Source organism: Gryllotalpicola sp. CP2-P1 (assembly GCF_057512245.1).
In genome coordinates, this window is record NZ_JBLRDT010000006.1 from 14,956 (window position 1) to 32,163 (window position 17,208).

17 protein-coding genes and 4 tRNA genes are annotated in these 17,208 nt (G+C 68.2%); 15 read left to right on the forward strand and 6 right to left on the reverse strand.

Annotated features, from left to right (window positions below; translation table 11 throughout):
• Positions 1 to 90 precede the first annotated feature (90 nt).
• The 3 genes from ACM2XV_RS01140 (at position 91) to ACM2XV_RS01150 (ending at position 3,432) form a co-directional block, all read left to right on the forward strand.
• Positions 91 to 1,335, forward strand: coding sequence for an ammonium transporter (locus tag ACM2XV_RS01140; protein WP_344777744.1), 1,245 nt, complete (start codon positions 91 to 93; stop codon positions 1,333 to 1,335).
• Positions 1,336 to 1,464: 129 nt separating this feature from the next.
• Positions 1,465 to 3,168, forward strand: a complete 1,704-nt coding sequence (locus tag ACM2XV_RS01145; RefSeq protein WP_487025710.1) for a TIGR03767 family metallophosphoesterase — start codon at positions 1,465 to 1,467, stop codon at positions 3,166 to 3,168.
• Positions 3,169 to 3,198: 30 nt separating this feature from the next.
• On the forward strand, positions 3,199 to 3,432 hold the full coding sequence (locus tag ACM2XV_RS01150; protein ID WP_344777748.1) for a hypothetical protein: 234 nt from the start codon (positions 3,199 to 3,201) through the stop codon (positions 3,430 to 3,432).
• Between the two features lie 195 nt (positions 3,433 to 3,627).
• On the opposite strand, the gene ACM2XV_RS01155 is transcribed toward ACM2XV_RS01150, so the two are convergent.
• Both ACM2XV_RS01155 and ACM2XV_RS01160 read right to left on the reverse strand, forming a co-directional pair.
• Complete coding sequence (locus ACM2XV_RS01155) at positions 3,628 to 3,753, reverse strand: SDR family oxidoreductase (protein ID WP_487025711.1); 126 nt, start codon at positions 3,751 to 3,753, stop codon at positions 3,628 to 3,630.
• The gene (locus ACM2XV_RS01160) at positions 3,753 to 4,070 is read right to left on the reverse strand and encodes a hypothetical protein (protein WP_487025712.1); all 318 of its coding nucleotides are present in this window, start codon (positions 4,068 to 4,070) and stop codon (positions 3,753 to 3,755) included. Before ACM2XV_RS01160 ends, ACM2XV_RS01155 begins: the two co-directional genes overlap by 1 nt.
• Before the next feature lie 70 nt (positions 4,071 to 4,140).
• Between ACM2XV_RS01160 and ACM2XV_RS01165 the strand changes: the two genes are divergently transcribed.
• A complete protein-coding gene (locus tag ACM2XV_RS01165) occupies positions 4,141 to 5,070 on the forward strand; it encodes a LysR family transcriptional regulator (RefSeq protein ID WP_487025713.1) in 930 nt (309 codons plus the stop codon).
• A 35-nt stretch (positions 5,071 to 5,105) separates the two neighbouring features.
• Here ACM2XV_RS01165 and ACM2XV_RS01170 read toward each other — a convergent pair.
• Positions 5,106 to 5,178: transfer RNA gene (locus ACM2XV_RS01170), tRNA-Val, on the reverse strand.
• Between the two features lie 151 nt (positions 5,179 to 5,329).
• On the opposite strand from ACM2XV_RS01170, the gene ACM2XV_RS01175 reads away from it, so the two are divergent.
• From ACM2XV_RS01175 to ACM2XV_RS01185, 3 genes are all read left to right on the forward strand, one after another.
• A tRNA-Gly gene (locus ACM2XV_RS01175) sits at positions 5,330 to 5,402 on the forward strand.
• Positions 5,403 to 5,439: 37 nt separating this feature from the next.
• Positions 5,440 to 5,513: transfer RNA gene (locus ACM2XV_RS01180), tRNA-Cys, on the forward strand.
• Positions 5,514 to 5,560: 47 nt separating this feature from the next.
• Positions 5,561 to 5,632, forward strand: a tRNA-Val gene (locus tag ACM2XV_RS01185).
• Between the two features lie 113 nt (positions 5,633 to 5,745).
• Here the strand turns inward: ACM2XV_RS01185 and ACM2XV_RS01190 are convergent.
• On the reverse strand, positions 5,746 to 8,622 hold the full coding sequence (locus ACM2XV_RS01190; protein WP_487025714.1) for an ExeM/NucH family extracellular endonuclease: 2,877 nt from the start codon (positions 8,620 to 8,622) through the stop codon (positions 5,746 to 5,748).
• A 216-nt stretch (positions 8,623 to 8,838) separates the two neighbouring features.
• Between ACM2XV_RS01190 and thrS the strand changes: the two genes are divergently transcribed.
• Both thrS and ACM2XV_RS01200 read left to right on the forward strand, forming a co-directional pair.
• Positions 8,839 to 10,806 (forward strand): threonine--tRNA ligase, encoded by a 1,968-nt coding sequence (gene thrS, locus ACM2XV_RS01195; protein ID WP_487025715.1) that lies wholly within the window; start codon positions 8,839 to 8,841, stop codon positions 10,804 to 10,806.
• 1 nt (position 10,807) lies between these two features.
• Positions 10,808 to 11,401 (forward strand): HIT family protein, encoded by a 594-nt coding sequence (locus tag ACM2XV_RS01200; RefSeq protein WP_487025716.1) that lies wholly within the window; start codon positions 10,808 to 10,810, stop codon positions 11,399 to 11,401.
• A 17-nt stretch (positions 11,402 to 11,418) separates the two neighbouring features.
• Here the strand turns inward: ACM2XV_RS01200 and pdxY are convergent, their stop codons facing one another.
• Positions 11,419 to 12,270, reverse strand: coding sequence for a pyridoxal kinase PdxY (gene pdxY, locus ACM2XV_RS01205; RefSeq protein WP_344777760.1), 852 nt, complete (start codon positions 12,268 to 12,270; stop codon positions 11,419 to 11,421).
• Positions 12,271 to 12,333: 63 nt separating this feature from the next.
• Between pdxY and pdxS the strand changes: the two genes are divergently transcribed.
• The 3 genes from pdxS to ACM2XV_RS01220 are packed head-to-tail and all read left to right on the forward strand — an operon-like array spanning position 12,334 to position 14,351.
• Positions 12,334 to 13,224, forward strand: a complete 891-nt coding sequence (pdxS, locus tag ACM2XV_RS01210; protein ID WP_487025717.1) for a pyridoxal 5'-phosphate synthase lyase subunit PdxS — start codon at positions 12,334 to 12,336, stop codon at positions 13,222 to 13,224.
• Complete coding sequence (gene pdxT, locus ACM2XV_RS01215) at positions 13,221 to 13,814, forward strand: pyridoxal 5'-phosphate synthase glutaminase subunit PdxT (RefSeq protein ID WP_344777764.1); 594 nt, start codon at positions 13,221 to 13,223, stop codon at positions 13,812 to 13,814. Before pdxS ends, pdxT begins: the two co-directional genes overlap by 4 nt.
• Before the next feature lie 9 nt (positions 13,815 to 13,823).
• On the forward strand, positions 13,824 to 14,351 hold the full coding sequence (locus ACM2XV_RS01220; protein WP_487025718.1) for a DUF1697 domain-containing protein: 528 nt from the start codon (positions 13,824 to 13,826) through the stop codon (positions 14,349 to 14,351).
• Positions 14,352 to 14,370: 19 nt separating this feature from the next.
• On the opposite strand, the gene ACM2XV_RS01225 is transcribed toward ACM2XV_RS01220, so the two are convergent.
• On the reverse strand, positions 14,371 to 15,183 hold the full coding sequence (locus ACM2XV_RS01225) for an alpha/beta fold hydrolase (RefSeq protein WP_344777768.1): 813 nt from the start codon (positions 15,181 to 15,183) through the stop codon (positions 14,371 to 14,373).
• A gap of 99 nt (positions 15,184 to 15,282) precedes the next feature.
• On the opposite strand from ACM2XV_RS01225, the gene ACM2XV_RS01230 reads away from it, so the two are divergent.
• The 3 genes from ACM2XV_RS01230 to ruvA form a co-directional block, all read left to right on the forward strand.
• A complete protein-coding gene (locus ACM2XV_RS01230; protein ID WP_344777770.1) occupies positions 15,283 to 16,044 on the forward strand; it encodes a YebC/PmpR family DNA-binding transcriptional regulator in 762 nt (253 codons plus the stop codon).
• A gap of 6 nt (positions 16,045 to 16,050) precedes the next feature.
• Positions 16,051 to 16,626, forward strand: coding sequence for a crossover junction endodeoxyribonuclease RuvC (ruvC, locus tag ACM2XV_RS01235; RefSeq protein ID WP_487025719.1), 576 nt, complete (start codon positions 16,051 to 16,053; stop codon positions 16,624 to 16,626).
• A 67-nt stretch (positions 16,627 to 16,693) separates the two neighbouring features.
• A partial coding sequence (gene ruvA, locus ACM2XV_RS01240; protein ID WP_487025720.1) for a Holliday junction branch migration protein RuvA occupies positions 16,694 to 17,208 on the forward strand: 515 nt, incomplete at its 3' end.

A 17,208-nucleotide genomic window follows, 5' to 3' on the forward strand; every position in this document is an offset into this window, starting at 1 on the left:
CCTCCTCTCGCGAAACTGGCCCAGTCCTAGCAACCCGAAGAGAGAGGCGACCACATCCCCATGTTGGTTCTCGCTGCTGATCAACCGGCGATGCCGGTCGATGTCAACTCGCTGTGGCTCATCGTGGCCGCCGCCCTAGTGCTCATCATGACCCCCGGTGTCGCCTTCTTCTACGGCGGCATGGTCCGCGCAAAGAGCGTCATCTCGATGATGATGATGAGCTTCGGCGCCATCGCCCTCGTCGGGGTGCTGTGGGTCCTCTACGGCTACGGCCTCTCGTTCGGCTCGCCGCTGATCGATCACTGGCTCGGCAACCCCTTCGCCTCCGGCAACAACCTGTTCGCCTTCACCGACCTGCTCGGCATCGGCAAGGACGGGGCGATGGACCCCAATATGAACGGCCTCGCCTTCGCAGGCTTCCAGGCGACCTTCGCGATCATCACCGTCGCGCTGATCTCCGGCGCCATCGCCGACCGCGCGAAGTTCGGCTCGTGGATGATCTTCGCAGGTATCTGGGTCACCGTCGTGTACTTCCCCGTCGCCTACTGGGTGTTCAACCTCGGTGACGGCTGGGCCCCCTCGATCCTCAAGGTCAACGACTTCGCGGGCGGTACCGCGGTGCACATCAACGCAGGTGCGGCAGCGCTCGCCCTTGCGCTGGTGCTCGGCAAGCGCATCGGCTTCAAGAAGGGCATGAGCAAGCCGCACAACGTGCCGCTGACCCTCCTGGGCGCCTCGCTGCTCTGGTTCGGCTGGTTCGGCTTCAACGCCGGCTCTGAGGGTGCGATGGACGGCGTCGCCGCGATCGCCTGGGTCAACACCCTCGCGGCCCCGGCCGCTGCGACCCTCGGCTGGCTCATCGCCGAGAAGATCAAGGACGGCAAGCCGACGTCGATCGGCGCGGCGTCCGGTGCGGTCTCCGGCCTGGTCGCCATCACCCCGGCCTGCAACATCCTCTCGCCCGGTTGGGGCATGGTGCTCGGCCTGATCACCGGCTTCATCTGCGCCTACGCCGTCGACCTCAAGTGGCGCCTCGGCTTCGACGACTCGCTCGACGTGGTGGGCGTCCACTTCATCGGCGGCTGGATCGGAACCCTGTACATCGGCTTCTTCGGCCAGGGCATCGGCCTCATCTCGACCGGTTCGTTCAAGCAGCTCGGCGCACAGTTCGTCGGCGCCGCAGTGGTGACCATCTGGTCCTTCGGGATCGCATGGCTGCTCGGCACCGCGATCCAGAAGACCATCGGCTTCCGCATCACCAACGAAGACGAGGTCGCCGGGGTCGACACCGTGGTCCACGGCGAAGAGAGCTACGTGCTCGACCCCGCGGTCTAGGCCGCACCACACACAGCGCACCTGTCAAGGGGGCCGTCGGTTCGCCGACGGCCCCCTTGTCGTGCATTGTTCACGCGGCACGAACACGGACGCCACCTCGCCTCAACCCGCGCTCGCAACCCTGGCCGCGTGCAGAAGGTGTCTCGACGGACAGCCCTGATCGGCGGCGCAGGCGTACTCGCGCTCACCCCCGGCGTTCTCGCACTCAGCCTCTCGCCACGCACCCGGGCGCAGGCGAGGCCCGCTGCTCACTCACCTCTGGTCACAGCGGGCACCACGCTCGAGACCGCCGCGGCGCCGCAGGGGAGTGCCGGCTATCGCCGCCTCACGGCCGGACCGGGGTATGGCCCCGTGCTGCGCGAGGAGCTCGCCGTGCGGGCATCCACCACAGCCTCGTTCACGCCCCTCGCCGCGCTGGTCCAGCTCACCGATCTGCACATCGTCGACGCGCAGTCGCCCGCCCGATTCGAGATGTTCGCCGCGACCAACGGGTCCGCCTTCCGCCCTCAGGAGACACTCGGCACGCATGGCGCCGCCCGGCTGATCGCGCGCATCAACTCCATCTCGGCCGCGCCGTTCACCGGCCGGCGACTGGACGCGGTCGTCTCGACGGGTGACAACACCGACAACGGCGAGCTGCTCGAACTCGACTGGTACCTCGCCGTGCTCAACGGCGGCGAGATCGTCGCCAACTCGGGAGCACGCACGGCGTGGGAGGGCGTGCAGAGCTCAGGGAAGAGCGAGTGGTACAACCCCGAGCTCCCCGTGCGCGACGTGTACAAGGGCGCCGGATTCCCCGAGCTGCCCGGGTTCTTCGGGCGGGTGGCCGCGCCGCACAGGAGCGCCGGTCTGAGCACCCCTTGGTACGCCGTCGTCGGCAATCACGACGACTCGGTCTGCGGCTCGCTGTCGAACCTGCACGCGGCATGGAACGACGTCTACGTCGGCGATGTGAAGTTCACCCGCTTCGCGACGGATGCCGCCAACCGCGCCGTCCGCACGCTGTGGTCGAACGCGGGGAACTCGCCGGCGGCCCGAAGCGCGGTGCGCGCGTTGGGGGAGCTGCCCCGCCTGGATCGGCGGTGGACGGTGACCGCCGACGAGCGCAGACGGCCGTTCACAAAGGCCGACTATGTCGCCGCGCACCTCGACCCCGGGAACGCCGGGCCGGGACCCGTCGGGCACGGCTTCACGAGCGAGGATCTCGCGGCAGGCCGCAGCTACTACACCGCACGGCTCGCCGCGGGCGTTCTCGCCGTCGTGCTCGATTCGACCAACCCCGCCGGGCTCTCGCACGGGTCGATCGCCGACGGGCAGTTCCGCTGGCTCGAGGAGGCCCTCGCGGCGCACCCCGACGATTACATCGTCGTGTTCAGCCACCACACGAGCACCTCGATGGACAACCGGCTGCCGGACCCCGCCGCGCCCGGCGAGCGCCGACGCACCGGTGCAGAGGTCGAGGAGTTGTTGCACCGGCATCCCCAGGTCGTCGCGTGGGTCAACGGCCACGTGCACGCCAACCGCATCACCCCGCGCCGCGGCACCGACGCAGCCCATTCGTTCTGGGAGATCACTACGGCGAGCCATATCGACTTCCCGCAGCAGGCGCGCATCATCGAGCTGGCGCGCAGCGGCCCCGGCATCCTCTCGATCTTCACGACCCTGATCGAGTCGGAAGCGCCCTATGTATCCGCTTACGGCGACGGCTCGCAAGAGGCGCTCGCGTCGCTGTATCGCGAGCTTTCCTTCAACGATCCCCACCGGGCACCGCAGCACCAGGGCCGCCGCACAGATCGCAACGCAGAGCTGCTGCTCGCCGACCCGTTCGCCTGAGCCACAGGGCAGGTCGCCTAGGCTCGAGCGGTGACCGTCGCCCGTGTCTTCGCGCTCGTGTGGGGAGCCCTCGCGGTCAGCTGGGGGCTCTTCCTGATCATCCGCCGCAACTGGCTCTCGGAGCTCGCGCACGAGCTCAAGCGGCAGAACGGCATGCGCATCGCCTTCGGCTCGCAGTCGCCTGCGTGGATGCTGGCGGGCGGCATCGTCTTCCTCGTCGCCGGGCTCGCCTGTCTCACCACCCTCGTGGTCGCGGCACTCTAGGGCCGTTCAAACGAAACCCTGAGACTGCCTTGAGCAGATGCCGCGCCGATTCGGTGGCGGTGGGGTCCACCATGAATTCAGACGGTCAATCCGTCGCCCCCAACCCCAACCCGAATCAACTGTGGCCGCCCCTCGAACCCGAATCATCGAGGAGGCGGCCTCAGTGCGTCTGGGGCGCTGTCGCACAGTATGCCTTCAGGCGCGCCTTCCCCCGTCGACGGATAGCGTGGTTCCGGTGGCGTAGGACGCGTCGTCGGAACACAGCCAGATGCCGGCGGCCGCGATTTCCTCGGGTGCGGCCAGCCGCCGGAGCGAAGGCATCACGCGTGAACCTCGTGGTTGACCCAGGCGACCTTGTACGGGTTTGTGGCCTGCCACTTGTGGATCACCTCGCCAGCGCCGGGAGCAGCAAACAATGTGGCGAGGTCGCCCCGGCTCTCCACGACGAATTCGAGGACCGCTGTCGCAATGAATGCCGGGATCGCCTCTTCGCCGGGCACTGCGATGTGTCGTGCGGACGAGAAGTCGCGCACGACACCCGTCGCGCTCATGGCGCCTTCGATGTCTGCCAGGTATCGGTCGAGGTCGTTGTCGTCGATCGGATCGGTGAAAGCGACGAGCATGGTGTGCTTGATCATGGCCTCAATCCGATCCCGAAAGCGGGCACACGTCCAATACCTGTCCAACCTCGACCGGTAACCTGCAGGAATGGAATCGCTGGAACTGCGGGAGCTCAGATACTTCGTCGCGGTAGCCGAAGAGCTCCACTTCGGTCGGGCGGCCCAGAGGCTGCGGATCGCTCAGCCTGCCCTGTCCAAAGCGGTGCAACGAATCGAAGCGCGCCTCGGCGTGCGGCTGTTCTCGCGGACGAGCCGCAGCGTGACCCTGACGCCAGCCGGCGTTGCCCTGCTCGAACACGGACGGCACGCGCTCGATGCGATGGCTGTCGCCGTGCAAAGCGCTCAGCGGACGGAAAAGCTCGAGGACCACCTCAGGCTCGTCATCAAGCCCGGGGGAGACGCGGGTCTCTTGTCCGGCATCCTTGGCTCCTACAGCGCGCATCCGGATGCCAGACAAGTGGACATTCTCTTTTCGGGCGGAACCGACCGGTCCGACATCCTGCGCGACGGGCGTGCGGACGCCGGACTGCTCTACGCCCCGTTCGACGATCTCAGCGGCCTTGCGGCCGAGACCCTTCTCGTCGAGGAGCGGGTGGCGATCCTCCCCGAGTGGCACGAGCTCGCCGGCCGACAAGAGCTCCGGACCGAAGACCTGCGAGGTGAGACCTTCCCCCGCTGGGCGGGAGTCGATTCCGAGGAGGCCGGAGGCCCCGAATTGGCTGACCTCGCCGAATTGATACCCCTGGTCCGGTTGGGGCGTGCTGTCGCTGTGCTGCCGCGCTCACTGGTCACGCCGGCGCCCGCCGGCACTCGATGCGTTCCCGTCATCGACACAGAGCCCAGCTGCCTCGTGATCGCCCGCAAAGAACACGATCACCGGGCATCGGTCGCGGCACTCATCGACGCGGCGGTCACGGCGTCGCGACAGGCGTACCCCCAGCAGTGGCCCGGCCGCATCTCCGGACAGGTTCGACCCACGCAGCAGCGGGAAGCGTCGCGCGCTGCAGCAGACAAATGAAAAAGCCCCGGCTGACCGGGGCTTCTTCTTCGTTGTGGGCGATGCCAGACTCGAACTGACGACCTCTTCCGTGTGAAGGAAGCGCGCTACCAACTGCGCCAATCGCCCGCTGTTGTGCGAGTCGATGCTATCCGAACGCGGGCGCTTTTCACGAATCGGGACACGCCCCCGGCTCGATTTGAACTGAGCACAAAACGTGGGTTATGGTTGAGAAGTCGCCGGGACGGGGCCGAAAGGAACCGGGCCGGAACGACAAAATGCGGATGTAGCGCAGTTGGTAGCGCATCACCTTGCCAAGGTGAGGGTCGCGAGTTCGAGTCTCGTCATCCGCTCGAGTGTGAGGCAGTTTTCGACTGATCATGCGGGCCTGGTGGCGTGGCCGAGAGGCGAGGCAGCGGCCTGCAAAGCCGTATACACGGGTTCGAATCCCGTCGCCACCTCCACACTCACTTCCCGCCTTTCTCTTTAGCCCGCTAAAGTGATCGGAAGGGCGCGATTGGCGCAGCGGTAGCGCGCTTCCCTGACACGGAAGAGGTCACTGGTTCGATCCCAGTATCGCGCACAGACGAAAACCCCCGGATTTCCGGGGGTTTTCTGCGTCTGGTCTTGCGTTGCGGTCACGCCTCACGCCCGCGAGGTGGGCCCCGGAGCTCGCCGGGGCCCACCTGCAGCCGGCTACTTCTGCAGCTGCCAGGGGCCGTTCTTGTCGCCCGGCTTCTGGTTCCGGGTCCACCACTTGGCGACATACTTCTTGCCCTGGTACTCGACCACGTCACCCGTGTCGAACACACGGCTCGGAGTCCACAGCACGCCGCCGTCGGCGGCCGTCGCGAGTTGCTCCCACGGGCCGTTGACATCGCCCGGCTTCTGGTTCTGCGTCCACCACTGCGCGCGCCAGATCGAGCCGTTGTAGCTCACGAGGTCACCCGTGTTGTACACGGTCTTGGCGCTCCACGCAGCAGGTGCCGGCAGCGTGAGTCCGACGACCACGGGGTCGTGATCGGACGCCGCGAACGGGTCCGTACCGTTGAAGAGCAGCGTCGCGTTGTAGTTGTAGCGGCTGTAGGCGTAGGCGACCGACTCTTGCGCGTTGATCTGCCAGACATCCGCCCCCGTCACCATCTTCAGCGCCGCGGCGTTCGCGAGCACGTGGTCGAGCGAGCCCTCGAGCCCGTCGTACGAGTAGGTCTGCTCGCTCGGATCGAAGGTGCTGCCCAGGTCCGTGTAGCCGGCGGCGTACAGCGCCTCGAGCGGGTCCTCGTGCGTGTAGGAGTTGAGGTCGCCGAGCAGGAAGATGCGGTCGGTGCCGAGCTGCTTCGCTACCTGGTCGGCGAAGGCCACAGTGTCCTGCGCCTCGTGCACTCGCGTCTCGTTGAAGGCGCCCTGGTCGACCGCAGGCGAGGAGGTGTCTTCGGTGTCGCCCGGGTACAGGCCGGTTGCATCGGCGCCCTTCGACTTCCAGTGGTTCGCGACCACGAGGAACGCATCGCTGTCGGCCGCGTTCGCCTTCTTGAAGCCCTGCGCGAGAGGCTCGCGCGCGATCGAGAAGGGCTCGCCGGGGTCGGAGTCGCCGAGCAGCACCGTCGCGGCACCGACGGGCGTGACGTCAGCCGGTTTGTAGATGAAGCCCGAGTGGATGACGTCCTCCTGCTCGATGGGCGGCAGCTTGTCGGCAGGGGGCGAGGGCACATATGCCCAGACATCCGCGCCGGCAGCTGCATTGAGCGCGTCGACCAGGCCGGCGAGCGCGGTGTCTCGCGGCTCGCCGAACTTGGCCGAGTTCTCGATCTCCTCGAGCGAGACGATGCTGGCGCCGAGCCGGTTGATGCCGGTGACGATCTTCGACTGCTGCCGCTGGAAGCTCGCGTCGTCCGCCGCACCACGTGGCCCGGCGCCGCCATCGGCCGCCGTGCACCTGTTCACGCCGATGTGGTTGCCCGCCCGGTCGTTGTAGTACGTGCACGTGCCGAGCCCCGAGCTGACGAACTTCTCGCCCGTCATGGGGAAGTAGTTCTCGACATTGAAGCTCGCCAGACGCACGTCGCCGCCGACAGCGCTCGGCCGCTCGTTCGCGGCGCGCACGTCGCTGAAGGTGGCGACGGATGCCCCGTCGTCGGTGACCGGCGTGGTCGGCTGGAAGTTCCACAGCGAGAAGCGGTAGTCGAGCACGACCGGTTGGTGGAACGTCACGGCAGCGCCGTCGCTCACCGGGTTGGTCGGGGTGAGCCACGGCAGCGGGGTGTTCGCCGCCGCCCCACCGCTGTAGTTCGTGCTCGACCCGTCGTCGAGCGTGATGGTGCGGGCCGCGTTGTCTGCGGCGACCGCCTGCGCCTGTGCGGAGCCGGCGGTTCCGGCATCCGTCGGCTGGCGCAACGGAGTCGTGCCCGCCGCCAGCGTGAACGAGCCGTAGTAGTTCGCGTCGTAGTTGTCGCTCACCGTGAAGGCGCCCTGCGGGGCTATGAGCTCGCCCTCGTGCGCCTCCTTCTGCGCGTCGGTCGTGAGTTGCGACCACGGCAGCGCCTCAGCCGTCACCGGTGCGAGCGCGGCCTCGAGCTCGGTGACCGTGGGGGAGCTGATCTCGGTCTCGCCCTGGTACTCCTGCACCGTCCCCGTGACCGAGACGCTGTCGCCGATGTGGACCTGCTTCGCCGAGGTCGATCCGAACACGAAGACCGCGTCGGATTCGCCGGGGGTCGCGTCGGCGCCCGCTCCGGTGCCCGCGGTCTCGAGGAAGAATCCGTTGAAACCGCCGGTCGCATACACGGCGGTCACCACGCCTTCGGTCGCGACGCTCTGGCCGACATAGGGCGAGGTATCGGTCGTGCCCTGGATCTGGGCGATCGTGAGCGTCTGCGCGTCGCCGTCGCCGTCGCCCGGGTCCGTCCCGCCGCCCGGGGGAGTGCCGCCGCCCGTCGAGCCCGAGTTCTCGGGCGTGGGCACCGCGGTGGTGAAGTCGGCCGCGTTGTCGTCGGTGTCGGCGCCGCCCGCCACGCGCTGATAGCTGAGCGTGAGCGAGTTGCCGCTCGCCGCCGTGCCCTCTGGCGAGTTGCTGGTGCCCCAGCCGATCTTGTCGATGACGCTCGCGTCGGTGGGCACTACCCCGGCCGCGCTCGCGGCCAGATACAGCGTTCCACCGCCTGCCCCGGGGTTCACACTGCCGCCCGTCGTCAGGTCGGGCGTCGGCAGGGCGGCGCCCGGGTTAGAGCTCGCATTGTTGCTCGGAAGCTGGATCAGGAAGTGAGCGTGCGAGGCGACCGAGCCGCTCAGCGCGAACACCTGCGAGCCGCTCGGCGTCACCGTGCTCGTCGGCGCGCGGTACTGCAGGGTGTCGCCGTCGAGCGAGATGGCGGCGCCGGTGGGGTTGTAGAGCTCGACGAACTTGTTCAGGTAGCTCGCCCCCGATGAGCCGCCGTTGACGTAGGCCTCGCTGATGACGAGGCCCGTGCCGGCCGGATTCGCGAACGCCGGGGCCGAGAGGCCCGCGCTCAGCAGGCACGCCGCGGAGACCGCGGCTGCGGCGACGGCGACGCGTCGCGAGAAGACAGAGGGCATCGATGCCCACCTCCGTAATCGGTGGATGTGCGTGACAGCTGGGTGCGCAAGGCGCAGCCCAAGATCACGACGCTAGGGCTTCGACGGCCCGGGGCGGAAGAGCGCCGTGTTAACAGCTGGTGACGGATTCCCCGTATGGGTGCCACCGGGGCGGCGGTGCGGCCGCCACTAGAGTTGAGGCATTCCCGTTCACACGTCTATATAGGAGTGGTTCACGTGGCCGACGGCTTCGAGCTCTTCCCTGATCGGAACGTTGTCGCCCTGCGCGTCAACGGCGAGCTGAAGGACAAGGCCACGACGACGACCGCCACCGACGTGGTCGAGCCGGTCACGATCGATTCGCCCGACGGGCTCAACATCCTGCGCCACTCGACCGCGCACGTCCTCGCGCAGGCCGTGCAGCAGGTCAACCCCGACGCGAAGCTCGGCATCGGGCCGCCGATCACCGACGGCTTCTACTACGACTTCGGCGTCACCGAGCCGTTCACGCCCGAGACCCTCAAGCAGCTCGAGAAGGCGATGCAGCGCATCGTCAACCAGGGCCAGCGCTTCGTGCGCCGCGTCGTCACCGACGAGGAGGCCCGCGCCGAGCTCGCCCACGAGCCGTTCAAGCTCGAGCTCATCGGGCTGAAGGGCGGCGCCGCCGGCGGCGACGACAACGAATCCGTCGAGGTCGGCGCCGGTGAGCTGACGATCTACGACAACGTCGATGCCAAGACGGGCGAGACGGTGTGGAAGGACCTGTGCCGCGGGCCCCACCTGCCCGACACCAAGCTCATCAGCAACGGCTTCGCGCTCACCCGTGTCGCCGCCGCGTACTGGCGCGGCAGCGAGAAGAACCCGCAGCTGCAGCGCATCTATGGCACCGCGTGGCCCACAAAGGACGAACTGCGCGCCTACCAGACGCGTATGGAGGAGGCCGCCAAGCGCGACCACCGGAAGCTCGGCGCCGAGCTCGACCTGTTCTCCTTCCCCGACGAGATCGGCTCGGGCCTCGCGGTGTTCCACCCGAAGGGAGGCATCGTGCGCGCCGAGATCGAGGGATACCTGCGCCAGCAGCTGCTCGACCACGACTACGAGCTCGTCAATTCGCCGCACATCACCAAGGGATCGCTGTTCGAGACCAGCGGTCACCTGCAGTGGTACAAGGACGGCATGTTCCCGGCGATGCACCTCGATGAAGAGACGGATGCCGAAGGCAACGTCACCCGTCAGGGGCAGGACTACTACCTGAAGCCGATGAACTGCCCGTTCCACAACCTGATCTTCCGGGCGCGTGGCCGCTCGTACCGCGAGCTGCCGCTGCGGCTCGCCGAGTTCGGCACCGTCTACCGCTACGAGAAGAGCGGCACGCTCTCGGGCCTCACCCGGGTGCGCGGCCTCACCCAGGACGACGCGCACATCTATGTCACCGACGAGCAGGTCAAGGACGAGATCAAGAGCCAGCTCGACTTCGTGTTCGAGACGCTGCGCGGCTATGGCCTGAACGACTTCTACCTCGAGCTGTCGACCCGCGACCCCGAGAAGTCGGTCGGCACCGACGAGCAGTGGGAGATCGCGACCGAGACGCTGCGCGAGGTCGCCATCGAGTCCGGCCTCGACCTCGTGCCCGACCCGGGCGGCGCCGCGTTCTACGGCCCGAAGATCTCAGTGCAGGCGCGCGACGCCATCGGCCGCACCTGGCAGCTGTCCACGGTGCAGCTCGACTTCAACCAGCCAGCGCGCTTCGAGCTCGAGTACACCGCGAGCGACGGCTCCAAGAAGCAGCCCGTGATGATCCACCGCGCGCTGCTCGGGTCGATCGAGCGCTTCTTCGCGATCCTGCTCGAGCACTACGCGGGCGCGTTCCCGGTGTGGCTCTCGCCGGTGCAGGCCATCGGCATCCCGGTCGCCGACGAGTACGTGCCGTACCTCGATGAGGTCGCCGCCCGGCTCAAGCGGGCGGGGGTGCGTATCGAGGTCGACCACACCGACGACCGCATGCAGAAGAAGATCCGCAATGCGGCGAAGGCCAAGGTGCCCTTCCAGCTCATCGCCGGCGAAGAGGACCGCTCCAAGGGCACGGTCAGCTTCCGCTTCCGCGACGGCAGCCAGCTCAACGGGGTGCCCGTCGACGAGGCGATCGCGAAGATCACCGCATCGATCGCGTCGCACGAGCTGGTCGACACCGCCTGGGGCGAGTGAGATGGCTCGGCTTTCGCTGGAGGACTACGGCGACCATGAGGAGCCGGGCAATCAGGCATCCGTTCACATCGACGACCCGTCGCACCTCGTCGGCGTACCCGACGAGTTCCAGCGGCTGTGGACGCCGCACCGGATGGTCTACATCCAGTCCGGGCAGCAGCAGCCGCACGGCGACGACTGCCCGTTCTGCGTGGCCCCGACGCTGAGCGACGAGGAGTCGCTCATCGTGCATCGCGGCAAGACCGCTTTCGCGCTGCTCAACCTCTTCCCTTACAACAGCGGGCACCTGCTCGTATGCCCGTACCGGCATATCTCGCTGTATGACGAGGCCACGCCGGAGGAGGTGGCCGAGATCGGGGCCATCACGCAGACAGCGATGCGGGTCATCCGCGACGTCTCGCGCAATGACGGCTTCAACCTGGGGATGAATCAGGGAGCCATCGCCGGCGCCGGGATCGCCAGCCACCTGCACCAGCACATCGTGCCGCGCTGGGCATCCGACGCGAACTTCCTGCCGATCATCGCGAAGACGAAAGCGCTGCCACAGCTGCTCGGCGAGGTGCGGGCGACGATCGCCCGCGCCTGGCCGAGCTAGCACCCGGGCTGGTCGCGTCAGCGGACGCGGCGCGGCTCGAACTCCATCCGCGGGTGCGCGTAATGCTCCTGCGCCTCGACGAGCTGCAGCTCGCGCTGCCCGGACGCAAGGGTCTGCTCGAGCAGGCCGAACACGCTGGAGGCGGTACGCGCGAGGGCCTCGGCGGCGGATCCGGTCTCGCGGTAGTGGGCGGTGAAGAGCGCCGCGGTCACGTCGCCCGAGCCGTTCGCCTTCAGCGGCAGCTGCGGCGTCGTAACGATCCACGCCCCCTCGTCGTCTGCCACGAGCATCTCGAGGGTGCCCTGCTCGCGGTCCGGCCGTTCGACGCTCGTGACGAGCACCGTCCGCGGGCCGAGCTCGCGCGCCCGGTCGACCGACTCGAGCGTCGAGGGCAGGTCGCTCGGCTCGGTTCCGGTGAGATAGCCGAGCTCAAACTGGTTCGGCGTGATGATGTCGGCCACCGGCACGACCCGGTCGCGCAGCAGCACGGGAATGGCCGGCGCGACGAAGCATCCCGACCGCGCATTGCCCATCACCGGGTCGCAGGCATAGACGGCCGCCGGGTTCGCGGCCTTCACGCGGGCGACGGTCTCGATGATCACCTCGGCGATGCCCTCGCCGCCCTGATAGCCGGAGAGGACCACGTCGATGTCCCCGAGCACACCCCGCTCTTCGATGCCCGTGATGACAGCTCGCACGTCGTCGGGGGCGATCATCGGGCCGCGCCAGGCGCCGTAACCCGTGTGGTTCGAGAAGTTCACGGTGTACACGGGCAGAACCTCGACGCCGATGCGCTGGAGGGGGAACACCGCGGCAGAGTTGCCGACATGCCCGTAGGCGACAGCCGACTGGATCGAGAGCACCTTCATGCTCCGATCCTCCCATTCCGCCGGCGCGAGCATGCCTCACGTGCTCAGTAGAATGAGGGCACTATGACCAACGGAGAAGTCGGCTCGAGCCGCGTCAAGCGCGGGCTCGCCGAAATGCTGAAGGGCGGCGTCATCATGGACGTCGTCACCGCCGAGCAGGCACGTATCGCTGAGGACGCCGGGGCAGTCGCTGTCATGGCCCTCGAGCGGGTTCCCGCCGACATCCGCGCCCAGGGCGGCGTCGCTCGCATGAGCGACCCCGACCTGATCGACGAGATCATCTCCTCGGTCTCCATCCCGGTCATGGCGAAGGCGCGCATCGGCCACTTCGTCGAGGCACAGGTGCTGCAGGCGCTCGGCGTCGACTACATCGACGAGTCCGAGGTGCTGTCGCCCGCCGACTATGTGAACCACATCGACAAGTGGAACTTCACGGTGCCGTTCGTGTGCGGCGCCACCAACCTCGGCGAGGCGCTGCGCCGCATCAACGAGGGCGCCGCGATGATCCGGTCCAAGGGCGAGGCCGGCACGGGCGACGTCTCAGAGGCGACGAAGCACATCCGCAAGATCACCTCCGAGATCAACGCGCTCACGTCGATGACGAAGGACGAGCTCTACGTCGCCGCGAAAGAGCTGCGGGCCCCCTATGAGCTGGTCGCCGAGGTCGCCGAGACCGGCAAGCTTCCCGTCGTGCTGTTCACCGCGGGCGGCGTGGCCACCCCGGCCGACGCCGCGATGATGATGCAGCTCGGCGCCGACGGCGTGTTCGTAGGCTCCGGAATCTTCAAGTCGGGCGACCCCGCCAAGCGCGCCGCCGCGATCGTCAAGGCGACCACGATGTACGACGACCCGCAGACGATCGCCGAGGTCAGCCGCGGGCTCGGCGAGGCCATGGTCGGCATCAACGTCGCCGACCTCGCCGCCCCGCACCGTCTGGCCGAGCGCGGCTGGTGAGCACGGCCCCTCGCGTCGGCGTCCTCGCCCTGCAGGGTGATTTCCGCGAGCACCTCGGGGTGCTGCGCGAACTCGGTGCCGAGGCCGTCCCGGTCCGGCGACCGGACGAGCTGGCATCCGTCTCAGGTCTCGTGATCCCCGGCGGCGAGTCGACCGTGATGGACAAGCTCTCGCGCGCCTTCGGGCTGCGCGAGCCGCTGCTCGAGGCGATCGCCGGCGGCCTGCCCGTCTACGGCACCTGCGCTGGGTTGATCATGCTGGCCGACCGCGTGCTCGACGCGATCGAGGGGCAGCAGACGCTCGGCGGCCTCGACGTCACGGTGCGCCGCAACGCGTTCGGCTCGCAGCTCGACTCGTTCGAGACCGACATCCCGATGCCGGTGCTCGGCGAGCCCGCAGTGCATGCGGTGTTCATTCGCGCGCCCGTGGTCGAATCCCTGGGGGAGAAGGCGGCGGCGATCGGCGCGCTCGACGATGGCCGTGTCGTCGCCGTCGAGCAGGGCAGCCTGCTCGGCACGTCGTTCCACCCCGAGGTCACCGGCGACTACCGCTTCCACGAGTACTTCCTCTCGAAGGTGCGCGCCGCCTAGTTTGGGCTCATGACCGCCTATGTCGCCCTGCTGCGCGGCGTGAACGTGGGCGGCATCACGATCAGGTCGGCCGAGCTCGGCAAGCTGTTCCGCTCGCTCGGGCTCACCGGCGTGCGCACCGTTCTGGCCAGCGGCAATGTCCTTTTCGAGAGCGATGAGGCGGATGCGTCGCGGCTCAGGTCACGCATCGAGAGCGCGCTGCGCGAGCGCTTCGGCTATGACGCCTGGATCGTGCTCGTGACACGCGAGAAGCTCGCCGCCATCGTCGCGGCGTTCCCGTTCGATGCGGAGCGCGACGGCTGGCATCCGTACGTTCTGTTCGCCTCCGACCCCGCTCATCTGAGCGAACTGCTGGATGCCGCGCCCGCCCTGGACCCGACGGAAGAGATCATCGCCCCGGGTGACGGCGTGCTCTATTGGCAGCTGAACATCGCGGTGGGGAGCACGAACACGAAGCTCGCGAAGTTCGCGGCGAAGCCGCGCTTCAAACCGACGACCACGACTCGGAACCTGAGGACGCTGAAGAAGCTTCTGTGAGGGCACAGGCGTGCGTCGCTCAGCGACGGGCGTTCGCGGCCCAATGCTCACGGACGATGCCGGCCACCGCGTCGGCGTCTTCGAGCGGCGCGATGTTGCGGACGCCGTGCAGAGTGCGCGTGCGGGCGTTCATCATGCGGTCGGTCACGGCCTCGGCTTCGGCGGGTCCCCACCCCGCGCGGGCATCCCCCGCGACGAAGACCGTGGGCGCCTCGACCGCGAGCGCTGCATCGTCGAGTGACGGGCGGTCGAGGACGAACGAGCGCGCCGCCTGCACGAATCCGCGGCGCTCCGCATTCAGAAATCCGCTCTTCACGATCCGCACGGCCTCTGAATCGACGGCGATCGTGCGCTCGGTGAGGATCGAGCGCAACAAGCGCGTCTGCACGGGGCCGGGGAACCCGAACAGGCGGATGAACGGCAGGGCTGCCGCAAGATCGCGTCGCTCCGTTCCACCGAGTACACCCGTCGGGGCGCCGATCGAGACGAGCGAGCGGATGCGGCGCGGCCGCTCGACCGCGGCGGCAATGCCGACCTGGCCGCCCCAGCCGTTGCCCACCCAGTCGACTCGGTCGATGCCGAGCGCATCGAGCACGTCGAAGGTTGCGAGGGCGCATTCGGCGATGGTCGAGGGGCGGTGCAGAGGCTCGCTCGCACCGAACGAGGGACCGTCGATCAGCACGACCGTGCGCAGGCGCGTGAGGACCGGCAGCACCCGATCCCAGCTGTGCGAATCGACGAAGAAGCTGTGCCAGAGCACGGCGACCTTCTTCGGGCCCTCCTCGACTCGCACGCCCAGCCGCCCGAGGCGGGTTGCGAGCTTGACCGGCATACCTCAAAGCCTAGGTGCGCCGCGCGGGCCCCGGCGCACGGACCAGCGCAGTGCGGCCCCCGGTAGAATCGAGCGAACGCTATTTCAACCAGGAGACGTATGTCCGGGCATTCCAAGTGGGCGACGACCAAGCACAAGAAGGCCGTCATCGACGCCAAGCGTGCGAAGTCGTTCGCGAAGCTGATCAAGAACATCGAGGTCGCGGCGAAGATCGGCGGTGCCGACCTCACCGGCAACCCGACCCTTGCCGACGCGGTCCAGAAGGCGAAGAAGACCTCTGTCCCGAACGACAACATCGACCGCGCCATCAAGCGCGGCGCAGGTCTCACCGGCGAGACCATCGACTACACCACCATCATGTACGAGGGCTATGCCTCGGGCGGCGTCGCGCTGCTCGTCGAGTGTCTGACCGACAACAAGAACCGCGCGGCGGCCGAGGTGCGCACCGCCATGTCGCGTAACGGGGGCACGCTCGCCGACCCGGGGTCGGTGGCCTACAACTTCAGCCGCAAGGGCGTCATCGTGGTTCCCGCAGAGGGCACCACAGAAGACGACGTGCTGGCCGCGGTGCTCGAGGCCGGTGCGGAAGAGGTCACCCCGCAGGGTGAGAGCTTCGAGGTGCTGACCGAGGCGAGCGAGCTCGTCGCGACCCGCACAGCCCTGCAGGAGGCGGGCATCGACTACGACTCGGCCGACGTCGAGTTCGTGGCATCCGTCAAGGTCAACGCCGATGCCGAGACCGCACGCAAGGTCTTCCGCCTCATCGACGCCCTCGAGGACAGCGACGACGTGCAGAACGTCTACACCAACCTGGACCTGTCGCCCGAGGTCCAGGCCGAGCTCGAGGAAGACGAGGACTAGGCGCCCATGGCCCTGCGCGTGCTCGGGGTGGACCCCGGCCTGACGCGCTGCGGCTACGGAGTCATCGACGCCGACCGCGCACCGCAGCTGGTGCGGGTCGGCGTCGTGCGCACGCCCTCCGACATGGAGCACGGGCAGCGGCTCGTGCGCATCCTCGCCGGCCTGCGCGAGGTGATCGACGAGACGCGGCCCGACGCCCTCGCTCTTGAGCGCGTCTTCGCGAACAACCAGCTGAACACGGTCATGGGCGTCGCCCAGGTCTCCGGCCTGGTGATCCACGAGGCGGCGAGCCGAGGCCTTCCGCTCGAGCTGTTCACCCCGAGCGAGGTCAAGAACGCCATCACGGGCTACGGCGGCGCCGACAAGCCCCAGGTGGGCGAGATGGTGCGGCGCATCCTGCGGCTCGAGGCTGTGCCGAAGCCGGCCGATGCCGCCGATGCGCTCGCGCTCGCGATCGCCGCGTCCTGGCGGACGGCGCGGGGGATTCCTGCAGCGGCGGCGTCGCGCGGGGCATCCACTCGCCTCACCCCTGCGCAGCAGGCATGGCTCAACGCCGAGAAGGCGACCCGGAAGCAGTTCTGAACAGCATTGAACCTTTGTTCGAGTGTCGCTGCCACCGAATGTTGGCACGCGCACATAGCCTGACTGCATGATCAGCTCCCTGCGCGGCACCGTCCTGCGCGCCTCAGGCGCCGAGCTCGTGATCGAGGTGGCCGGCGTCGGCTATCTCGTGAGCGTCACGCCCGAGCACGCGCTCAGCCTGCGCGTGGGGGAGGAGGCGCTCGTGCACACGGCGCTCATCGTGCGCGAGGACGCGCTGTCGCTGTTCGGCTTCCAGGACGCCGAGCAGCTCGAGGTCTTCCAGCTACTGCTCGGGGTCAACGGCGTCGGCCCGAAATCCGCACTCGGGGTGCTGTCTGTGATGACGCCCGACCAGATCGCCACGGCCGTTCAGAACGACGACGATGCCGCGTTCCGCAAGGTCAGCGGCATCGGCCCGAAGACGGCGAAGCTCATCGTGGTGCAGCTCACCGGCAAGCTACACGTCGTCGCTCCCGCGGCGACGGCACCCGCGGCGAAGCAGAAGAACTCCGTCGCCGACGACGTGCGCGTCGCGCTCGTGGGTCTCGGCTGGCCAGAGAAGGTCGCGGGGGATGCCGTGGC

Excerpts from the sequence above, each read along its gene's own strand:
- ACM2XV_RS01140 (WP_344777744.1), top strand. The coding sequence starts at position 91 with ATGCCGGTCGATGTCAACTCGCTGTGGCTCATCGTGGCCGCCGCCCTA.
- ACM2XV_RS01155 (WP_487025711.1), bottom strand. The coding sequence starts at position 3,753 with ATGCCTTCGCTCCGGCGGCTGGCCGCACCCGAGGAAATCGCGGCCGCC.
- ACM2XV_RS01160 (WP_487025712.1), bottom strand. The coding sequence starts at position 4,070 with ATGATCAAGCACACCATGCTCGTCGCTTTCACCGATCCGATCGACGAC.
- ACM2XV_RS01165 (WP_487025713.1), top strand. The coding sequence starts at position 4,141 with ATGGAATCGCTGGAACTGCGGGAGCTCAGATACTTCGTCGCGGTAGCC.
- ACM2XV_RS01190 (WP_487025714.1), bottom strand. The coding sequence starts at position 8,622 with ATGCCCTCTGTCTTCTCGCGACGCGTCGCCGTCGCCGCAGCCGCGGTC.
- ACM2XV_RS01200 (WP_487025716.1), top strand. The coding sequence starts at position 10,808 with ATGGCTCGGCTTTCGCTGGAGGACTACGGCGACCATGAGGAGCCGGGC.
- pdxY (WP_344777760.1), bottom strand. The coding sequence starts at position 12,270 with ATGAAGGTGCTCTCGATCCAGTCGGCTGTCGCCTACGGGCATGTCGGC.
- pdxS (WP_487025717.1), top strand. The coding sequence starts at position 12,334 with ATGACCAACGGAGAAGTCGGCTCGAGCCGCGTCAAGCGCGGGCTCGCC.
- ACM2XV_RS01220 (WP_487025718.1), top strand. The coding sequence starts at position 13,824 with ATGACCGCCTATGTCGCCCTGCTGCGCGGCGTGAACGTGGGCGGCATC.
- ACM2XV_RS01225 (WP_344777768.1), bottom strand. The coding sequence starts at position 15,183 with ATGCCGGTCAAGCTCGCAACCCGCCTCGGGCGGCTGGGCGTGCGAGTC.
- ACM2XV_RS01230 (WP_344777770.1), top strand. The coding sequence starts at position 15,283 with ATGTCCGGGCATTCCAAGTGGGCGACGACCAAGCACAAGAAGGCCGTC.
- ruvC (WP_487025719.1), top strand. The coding sequence starts at position 16,051 with ATGGCCCTGCGCGTGCTCGGGGTGGACCCCGGCCTGACGCGCTGCGGC.